Raw genomic sequence first — 9,035 nt, forward strand, 5'->3', positions numbered from 1 at the left:
ACGAAGCGATATACACATTCTTCTCCTCCGTACTATAATGACCGCGGAAAAGCTCCATCGGCGCGGCGTGGCCGCCGTTGCCGGCGGATGGGAAGAAAGGAAGAACCATGTTCGATAGATTTACTCCTCGTGCGCGTCAGGTGATCATCCTGGCTCGGAAAGAAGCGGATCGTTTCAACCACGATTACATCGGGACCGAACATCTGCTTTTGGGGTTGGTGCGCCTCGGTCAAGGGGTGGCGGTCGACGTTCTCAGGGAGATGGAGATCGATTTCGAGACCTTGAGAATAGAGGTGGAGAAAGCGGTGGGCAGCGGCCCGGAGACGAAAGTCGCCGGCGAAGTCCCGTTCACGGTGCATGCCCGCCAGGTCATCGACCTGGCCTTCAAGGAAGCCGCCTCCCTGAAACATACCTACATCGGCACCGAGCATATTCTTCTGGGTTTGATTCGGGAAGGCGAGGGCGTGGCCGCCCTGGTGTTGCGCAACCTCGGCGTCGATCTGACCGAAACCCGGGAGCGGGTAATGGCGAAGCTCAGGGACGAATACGGCCAAGCCCCCTCGGGAGAGGCCGCCCCGTCCCAGGAAGAGAAGAAACCCCCCAAGACGCCCGCGCTCAAAGCGTTCGGCCGCGATCTCACCCTTCTGGCCCGTGCCGGGAAGCTCGACCCCGTGATCGGGAGAGAGTCTGAAATAGAGCGTCTGACGCAGGTGTTGTGCCGCCGCACCAAAAACAATCCGGTTTTGATCGGAGAGGCCGGAGTGGGGAAAACGGCCATTGTCGAGGGCCTGGCTCAGAAGATCGTCACCGGCGATGTCCCCGAAATTTTACGGGACAAACGCGTCATCACCCTCGATCTGACGCTGATGGTGGCGGGAACGAAATACCGAGGCCAGTTCGAGGAACGGATCAAGGCGATTCTCGACGAGATCCGGCGTTCGGGCGACGTCATTCTTTTTCTCGACGAACTGCACACCATCGTGGGAGCGGGCAGCGCCGAGGGGACCCTGGATACCTCGAATATTCTCAAACCGCCTCTTTCCCGGGGCGAACTGCAGTGCATAGGCGCCACCACACTCAACGAGTACCGCAAATATATCGAGAAGGACTCGGCCCTGGAAAGGCGGTTCCAGTCCATCAAGGTCAGGCCCAGCACGGTCGAGGAAACCGTGGACATCCTCAAAGGGCTGCGACCCAAATACGAAGAACACCATAACGCCGCCATCACCGACCGGGCTCTCGCCGCCGCCGCCCGGCTTTCCGACCGCTACCTCTCGGGAAGATTTCTTCCGGACAAAGCCATCGATCTGATCGACGAAGCCGCCGCCCGGGCGCGGATCGAGGTGATAACGCGGCCCGCCTCGATCAGGAACCAGGAAAAGAAGATCGAGAAACTGCAGGAGAAGAAAGAAGGCGCGGTCCGGGAGCAGGACTTCGAAAAAGCCGCACGGCTCAGAGATCAGGAGAAGCATGCCCAGCAGAAATTGGCGGACGATCTGAAAAAGTGGCAGGAGAAACACAGCCGATCCCGGGTCACGGTGGACGAAGAAGGCATCGCTTCGGTCCTTTCCAAATGGACGGGCATTCCCGTCGCCCGCATGGAGGAAGGGGAGAGCGAAAAACTGTTGCGGATGGAGGAAGAACTTCACAAGCGCGTCGTCGGACAGGATGAAGCCCTTGCCGCCGTTTCCCGTGCCCTGCGCCGCTCTCGCGCCCGCCTGAAAAATCCGCGCCGACCGATCGGTTCCTTCATTTTTCTGGGGCCGACGGGGGTGGGGAAGACCCTCCTGGCCCGGGCCCTGGCCGAATTCATGTTCGGGAACGCCGAGGCCCTGATCCAAATCGACATGTCCGAATACATGGAGAAGTTCGCCGCCTCCCGGATGACCGGATCGCCCCCCGGATACGTGGGCTACGAGGAAGGCGGGCAGCTCACGGAGCAGGTTCGTCGGCGTCCTTACTCCGTGGTCCTTTTCGACGAGATGGAAAAGGCCCACCCGGACGTCATGGGGATGCTTCTGCAGATCCTGGAGGAAGGAAAGATGACCGACAGTTGGGGGCGCGTGGTCGATTTCCGCAATACCGTGGTGATCATGACTTCCAACGCCGGCGCCCAGGACCTCAAACGTGAAGCCATGGTCGGTTTCGGATCGCGCGCCGACGACCACGATTACGAGGGAATGAAGAACAAGATCATGGACGAAGTCCGGCATCTTCTGAAACCCGAATTCCTCAACCGGGTCGACGGTATTGTCGTTTTTCATCGCTTGGGGAAAAAGGAGCTGATGAAGATCATCGATCTGGAGCTGGCGGAGATAACGGGTCTCTTGGAGGAGCGGAACATCAAGCTGGGCATAACCGCGCCGGCCAAGGAGCACATACTCTCTTCGGGTTATGACTGGCGTTTCGGCGCGCGCCCTATCCGGCGCGCGCTGGAGCGTTTCATCGAAGATCCTCTGGCCGAAGAGATCTTGAAGGGGAGGATCCCCGACGGCAGCTCGGTGCGGGCGGTGTTGAAAGATGGGAAGATCAATTTCCAGATCCAGACGGAAGACTAGGACAGGACCGGCCCGCGCGGTCGCGGCGGCGGTTTTAACGGCGGTTTGTCTCCCCGCCCGGCTAACGGGGGAGACCCCGCCCCCCACTCCCGAGGCTACTCCATTTTCCTTTCTCGACCGTTCTCAGGTCCGCCAGGGAATCCAACAGGCCCGGATCGAAGTCGCGCACGGGCAGTCCCGGTCCGACAATACGGTGGACCGGTTGGCCCGCATTTACGAGAAGGGGGGGGAGTACGCCAAGGCTCTGGCGGAATACCGGTACGGGTTGGCCGTCAATCCCGATAAAGCCCCATATTATCACCGCAAGATGGCCCAACTTTACCAGAAGCTGGGGTTGCCGATAAAAGCTTCCCACGAACGGGAATTGGCGCGCCGGGCCCAGGAGGAAGCGCGACTGGACCCTGTGCAGCGCCGGCTTCGGGACTGGGAAAAGGAAGGGGAATACGACCTGCTCCTGCAGGAATACCGTTATCTCTATCGACGGCACCCGGACGAGAAGGAGTATTACCTGAGGAAGATAATTCGAACCGCCGAAAAGGCGGGTGACGAACGCCAAGCTGTCGAAGGACGGACCGCCCTGGTCCGTTATTACCGGGAAGAGATTAAGGCGGAGCCGGAGCGGGAATCTCTGCTGCGCTGCCGGTTGGCCTCGGTGTATGCCGATTCCGGCGACTTCGATCAGGCTCTGCGCGAATACGGGCTGGCCGCGGAAGCGGATGTTCCCGCTCAAGCCGGGATCGAATTGAAAAAGGCGGAACTGCTGGCCCGAATCGGGAGAAAAGAGGCGGCGGAAGAGGTGTTGTCGGAACTGGAGGGCGTCGTCCCCCCCGAGGAGGTGGAGTTCCGGACGAGAATGGCCCGCTTGGCCGGGCGCCTGGGAGACGAAGCGCGTGAACTGGACACCTACCGGCAACTGGCGTCCCTGCCGGGAGGCGAAGGTCTGTCCCGCCGTATCGCCGAGCTTCTCTGGGATCAAAAACGTTATGACGAAGCCGCGAAGGCTTACGAAGAGGCTATCGAGGCGTCCGCCGGCGCCGACCGTGCCCGGCTTCTGGAGAGCCTGGGCGATTTGAAAACGGAGACGGGCAACGTCGAAGCGGCCCGGGACCTGTACGCCCGCGCCCTTTACGCCCGGGAGGAGTTCGACGCCACCGGAACCATCACCGGCCCCGGTCTCTCCCAAACGCTGCGGTTGGCCGAAAAAGCGGCCCTTCCCGAAAAAATGCGCGAATATCGCGACCGGTTGGTCAGTTATCAGTTGGATCTGGCCGGCCGCGATCCGGATCAGGCTCCCGGGATATATCGTCGTCTGGGGAATCGGTTCCGCCGGGAAGGACGATTGGACGAGGCGCGCAATATATACCTCATCTGGCACCGAGAATTCGCCGACGATCCGTCCCCGCTTTTCCGGCTTTATCTTCTCTATTCCCGCGATCGGGACGATGCCGAAACCGGCGAATATTATCTCGAGCGGTACCGGGAACTCAAAAAGAGCATGGCGGAGGCCGGGAACGGCTAGGGACGGGCTCGTCCGGCGCTCCGGTTACGGACTTGCTCTCGGCACCGCCTGGTGTTACCGTACCTTCCCGTCGTTGTCTCGAACCCGATTCTGCCGGAGATACGGAAAATGAAATGGAGCCGAACGCTGATCCCTACTCTGCGGGACGACCCCCAGGAAGCCGAAATTCCTTCGCACCGCCTGATGTTGAGAGCGGGGTTGATCAAGAAACTGGCTTCCGGCCTCTATACCTGGTTGCCCCTGGGCTTCCGAGTCCTGAAAAAAGTAGAGGAAATCGTGCGCGAAGAGATGGACCGGGCCGGCGCGATCGAGATATTGATGCCGATCCTTCAGCCCCGAGCGCTCTGGGAGGCCAGCGGCCGCTGGGAGACCATGGAGGAGATCATGCTTCTGGCCCGATCTCATTCGGGAAGGGAATTGGTCTTGGGCCCCACCCATGAGGAGGTTGTGACCGACTTGGTGGCGCACGAGATCAATTCCTACCGGCAGCTTCCGAAAAACATCTATCAGATAAATACCAAATTCAGAGATGAAATCCGCCCGCGTTTCGGAGTGATGCGTTCCCGGGAGTTCATCATGAAGGACGCCTACAGCTTCGACGTCGACGGGGCCGCCGCCGACAGAAGCTATGAGGCTATGTACGAAGCCTACCGGACCATTTTCGCCCGCTGCGGCCTCTCCGCCATGGCGGTCGAGGCCGATACCGGAGTCATGGGGGGACAGCGTTCCCACGAATTCATGGTTCCCGCCGCATCCGGCGAAGACGGCATCGTCTGTTGCGACGCCTGCGGCTACGCGGCCAATGCCGAACAAGCCGAAATGACCCCTCCGGAAATCGGGGCGGAACGCACCGCCGAGGCGCTGGAGGAAGTGGATACCCCCCGGCAAAGGACGGTCGAGGAGTTGTGCGCGTTTTTCGCGACGACTCCCGATCGATTCATCAAGACCCTGATCTATCTGAAGGGGGAAGAACCGGTGGCGGTATTGATCAGGGGGGATAGGGAGGTCAACGAGATCAAATTGGCCAAAATTCTGGGTGGAGCGGTCGAACTCGCCGGCGACGAGGCGGTTCGGGCGGCGACGGGAGCGCCCATCGGCTTTGCCGGCCCGGTCGGTTTGAAGGGGATCCGCATTATCGCCGACCGCACACTCAACACCGTTGTTTCGGGGATCACCGGCGCCAACCGGGCCGACCGTCACCTTAAAAACGTCAACATCGACCGGGACTGCCAGGTCGGCGAGTACTACGATTTGGCTCTCGTCGGCGCCGGTGATGCTTGTCCTCGCTGCGGCCGGCCGCTGCAGCTGCGGCGGGGGATAGAAGTGGGGCACGTATTCAAACTGGGTACCAAATACAGCCGGGCGATGGGCGCGCTTTACAAGGACGAAAACGGGGACGATCGCCCTTGCGTGATGGGATGTTTCGGAATCGGGGTAAGCCGGACCGTGGCGGCCGTGGTCGAACAGTGCAGCGACGAATCGGGGATCGTTTGGCCGGTTTCGATCGCTCCTTACCAGGTCCACATCGTTCTGCTCGGCGGCGGCGACGAAGGGTTGGATCGGGTAGCGGCGGAAGCGCACGATTTATTGGAAGCGGGGGGGGTGGAAGCGCTCCTCGACGATCGGGACGCGGCCGCCGGGGTAAAATTCAACGATGCCGACCTGATCGGGATTCCTCTTCGGGTCACCGTCGGTCGTAAGTTTCTGAAGACGGGGCTGCTGGAAGTCAAGCCTCGCCGCGGGGGCGAAGTTTCTACCTGCCGGCCCGATGAATTACTGGAAAAGATCAGGACGCTGATCGCGGCCGGTTGCTGACGGCGGGAGGAATCGTATGTCCGATACAATCATATCCGGAAAAAACACGGCGATCATCGGCATGGTCCATCTTCCCCCGCTCCCCGGGAGCCCCCGTTTCGGGGGAACGTTCGACGCGATTCTGCGCCGGGCGGTCAGGGACGCGGTTCTCCTCGCGGAAGGCGGAGTGGACGCCGTCATGGTGGAGAATTTCGGCGATGTCCCCTTTTTCCCCGACCGGGTCCCGTCTGAAACCGTGGCGGCGATGGCCGTGGCCGCGTCGGCGGTCCGTCGCGCGGTTCCGCTGCCGATCGGCGTTAATGTCCTCAGGAACGACGGGCTTGCCGCTTTGGGGGTGGCGGCCGTGGTCGGGGCCGCCGCCGTCAGAATCAATATTCTTTCGGGCGCGGCCGTTACGGACCAGGGAGTGATCGAGGGCAGGGCGTGCGAAATCATGCGCAAACGCGCCTTCCTCGGCGGGGGGATCGCGGTCTGGGCCGACGTCATGGTCAAGCATTCCGCCCCCCTGGGGGAATATCCCCTGGCCCAGGCGGCCAAGGACGTGGCTTACCGGGGCCTGGCCGATGCCCTGATCGTCTCGGGGTCGGGCACCGGCGAAGCGGTTTCGCTTGAAGAGCTGCGCGTTGTTCGGGAAGCGGTGCCGGATCGGCCTCTGCTGCTGGGCAGCGGAGTGAACCCCGGCAACCTGGACCGCTATCTCCCTTACGCCGACGGTTTCATCGTCGGCACCGCCTTGAAAAAAGGAGGGGTGTCGGACGCTCCGGTATCGTTATCGAGAGTCAGGCGCTTTGTCGACCGGGTCAAGGCGGCCGGCGGGCGGAGATGATCCGTGGCCTGGGGGAGCCGGTTGAAACGACTCGGCTTCGCGGCGGCGCTTCTGGCTCTGATATGGCTGGCGGTCGAAGCGTCGGTCGCCCTGGTGGCGCCGCGTTTCGGCGGCGGATTCTCGGTCCGGGAATGCCGGGAGCTTCGCCGGGAGTTGACGGTCGATAGCGGAGCGGAAGAAGCCGTTTCCCCGGAAGCGGCGCCCCTTCAGCGGCGGCAGGTTCTCCACCCGTACCTCGGTTACGTTCTGGACCCGCGCTCTTCCCCCGGCATCGACGCCCTGGGGTTTTGGAAACCGCTGGAGCCGGCGGCTCCGCCCGCGAACGGCGACCCGATCGTAGTCGGTATTTTCGGGGGGTCTTTCGCCATGGGAATCGTTTCCCGCGCCGGCGGGGAACTGGCCGCTCTCCTGGAGGAAATCCCCGCCTTTCGCGGCCGCCCCTGCGAAATCCGGCGCGTGGCCTTGGGAGGCTACAAACAACCTCAGCAGCTCATGGCTCTGGTCTATCTTCTGGCCTGGGGGGAGCGGTTCGACGTCGTTATCAACATCGACGGGTTCAACGAACTGGTCCTCCCCGTTACCGACAACATGCTCCGGGGGGTTTCCCCGTTTTATCCCCGCGGATGGGATCGGCGCGTGAACTCGATTCCCGCCGCCGCCGACCTTAAATTGATGGGCGAGCTGGCCTTGATCGAGGCCCGCCGGCGTTCCCTGGCGGAATGTTTCAGCCGGTTCCCCCTAAGCCGCAGCGCCGTCGGCAATATCGTTTGGGCGTTCTGGGACGGCCGCTGCCGGATCCGCCGTGACCGGGTCCGGGAACGGTTGCGCACCGCGGAGGATCTCTCCTCCGGTTCCGTCCCCTATCTGCTTTCGGGGCCGCCGCTCCCTCCGGATTTCGAAGAGGCCCCCTATCGGCGCTTGGCGGAGTTCTGGGGGCGGTGCTCGCGGCTGATGCGGGATATCTGCGAGTCGAACGGGATCGTGTACCTGCACTTCCTGCAGCCCAACCAGTACGTTCCGGGGTCGAAGCCGATGGGGATCGATGAAAAAAGGACGGCTTTCAGGGAAAACCATCCCTACCGGTCGGTGGTGGAACAGGGCTATCCCCAGTTGGTCGAAGAAGGGGAAAAACTCAAGGAAGGCGGGGTCGGTTTCCACGACCTGAGCATGATCTTCGCCGGCGATTCCGCCCCTTACTATGTCGACGACTGTTGTCATCTGGGCGACGCCGGTTCCCGCCTGGTCGTCGCCGCGATCGCGGAAGCGGTCGGAAAAGCCTGGAACGAGCAATCCCGCTGACCGGCCCCCGGCTTCTCTTTTTCGGGGAGAGGTTCGTTTTTCGCTTGATACCATAAAAATATATGGTAGTATCGGCCAGGATGGAAGGGGGAGCGATGAAACGGGAATTGACCGCGCGCCAAGCCCAGGTGCTGCAGTTTATTATCGGCCGCCGGGAATCCGGCGAGCCGCCTCCCACCTTGGAAGAGATCCGCTTGCGCTTCGGGTGGAGCGCCATCGGTACCGTCCAGGATCACCTGGCGGCGTTGGGGAGGAAGGGCTATATCCGCCGCCGCCGCGGCGCCCGCAGGCTGGAGGTCCTTCGTGAAGGCGAAGTCGACCTCCCCGGGGCCGGCCCGGCTCCGGAGACGGAAAGGGTTCCGGTAATCGGGGAGGTCGCCGCCGGGACACCGGTCCTGGCGGTCGAAAACACCGAGGATGAATGGTACCTCGACCGGCGGTTGCTCAGGGGGGAGAGCAATTTTCTGCTCCGGGTCAGGGGGGAAAGCATGCTCGGCGCGCAGATTCGGGACGGCGATTACGTTCTGGTCCGACCCCAGGTCCAGGCCGAGTCCGGGGAGATCGTGGTGGCCCGGATCGGCGACGAAGTGACCGTAAAACGCCTGTACCGGCAGAAGGGAGGGATCGAGCTTCGCCCTCAGAACAGCGGATTTGAAAGCATGTTCTTCAAAAAGGAGGAAGAGGGGGGGATGGAGATAGTGGGGAAGGTGGTGGGGGTGATGCGCCGCTACTGAACCCCTCAACCGTCGATTTCACCATGCAGGCATGTAGGTACTGTAGGGGGAAGGAGGCCCAGGGTTCGGGGGCCAAGGAGGTTGGGTTTTACGCTATGCCCTCCGCCGCGGTCCCTGGAGGTTTTTGCACCTGATTACTCTGATTGACTCTGATGGGGAAGGAAGCGGGAAAGGACCATGAAGGACATGAAGATCATGAAGGGGGACGGAAGAGGGTGAGGTCGAGGGACACGCCATGCCCTATGCTCTATGCTTTCCTCCTGAACCCTGAACCCTGAACCCCG

General features: G+C 62.0%; 6 protein-coding genes. All 6 read left to right on the top strand.

The genetic code is table 11. The features are described 5' to 3' along the window. Nucleotides 1–107 precede the first annotated feature (107 nt). On the top strand, nt 108–2,558 hold the full coding sequence (locus tag PLZ73_10065) for an ATP-dependent Clp protease ATP-binding subunit (protein ID HOO78220.1): 2,451 nt from the start codon (nt 108–110) through the stop codon (nt 2,556–2,558). Beyond that, entirely contained in the window at nt 2,521–4,077 is a 1,557-nt protein-coding gene (locus PLZ73_10070) for a tetratricopeptide repeat protein (GenBank protein HOO78221.1), read from the top strand. Before PLZ73_10065 ends, PLZ73_10070 begins: the two co-directional genes overlap by 38 nt. Before the next feature lie 108 nt (nt 4,078–4,185). Continuing rightward, complete coding sequence (locus PLZ73_10075; GenBank protein HOO78222.1) at nt 4,186–5,892, top strand: proline--tRNA ligase; 1,707 nt, start codon at nt 4,186–4,188, stop codon at nt 5,890–5,892. A gap of 16 nt (nt 5,893–5,908) precedes the next feature. Further along, nucleotides 5,909–6,718: a BtpA/SgcQ family protein gene (locus tag PLZ73_10080; protein ID HOO78223.1), complete on the top strand. Its 810-nt coding sequence runs from the start codon at nt 5,909–5,911 to the stop codon at nt 6,716–6,718. 21 nt (nt 6,719–6,739) lie between these two features. Continuing rightward, nucleotides 6,740–8,017 carry a hypothetical protein gene (locus PLZ73_10085; protein ID HOO78224.1) on the top strand — a complete coding sequence of 426 codons (1,278 nt, stop codon included), beginning with the start codon at nt 6,740–6,742 and terminating at the stop codon, nt 8,015–8,017. Between the two features lie 95 nt (nt 8,018–8,112). Further along, nucleotides 8,113–8,751, top strand: a complete 639-nt coding sequence (lexA, locus tag PLZ73_10090) for a transcriptional repressor LexA (GenBank protein HOO78225.1) — start codon at nt 8,113–8,115, stop codon at nt 8,749–8,751. Nucleotides 8,752–9,035: the final 284 nt, after the last annotated feature.

It is taken from the genome of bacterium, assembly GCA_035380285.1.
Classification (GTDB): domain Bacteria; phylum Auribacterota; class Erginobacteria; order Erginobacterales; family DAOSXE01; genus DAOSXE01.

Coding starts and splice junctions, on each gene's coding strand:
- PLZ73_10065 (HOO78220.1), top strand. CDS start 108: ATGTTCGATAGATTTACTCCTCGTGCGCGTCAGGTGATCATCCTGGCT.
- PLZ73_10070 (HOO78221.1), top strand. CDS start 2,521: ATGGGAAGATCAATTTCCAGATCCAGACGGAAGACTAGGACAGGACCG.
- PLZ73_10075 (HOO78222.1), top strand. CDS start 4,186: ATGAAATGGAGCCGAACGCTGATCCCTACTCTGCGGGACGACCCCCAG.
- PLZ73_10080 (HOO78223.1), top strand. CDS start 5,909: ATGTCCGATACAATCATATCCGGAAAAAACACGGCGATCATCGGCATG.
- lexA (HOO78225.1), top strand. CDS start 8,113: ATGAAACGGGAATTGACCGCGCGCCAAGCCCAGGTGCTGCAGTTTATT.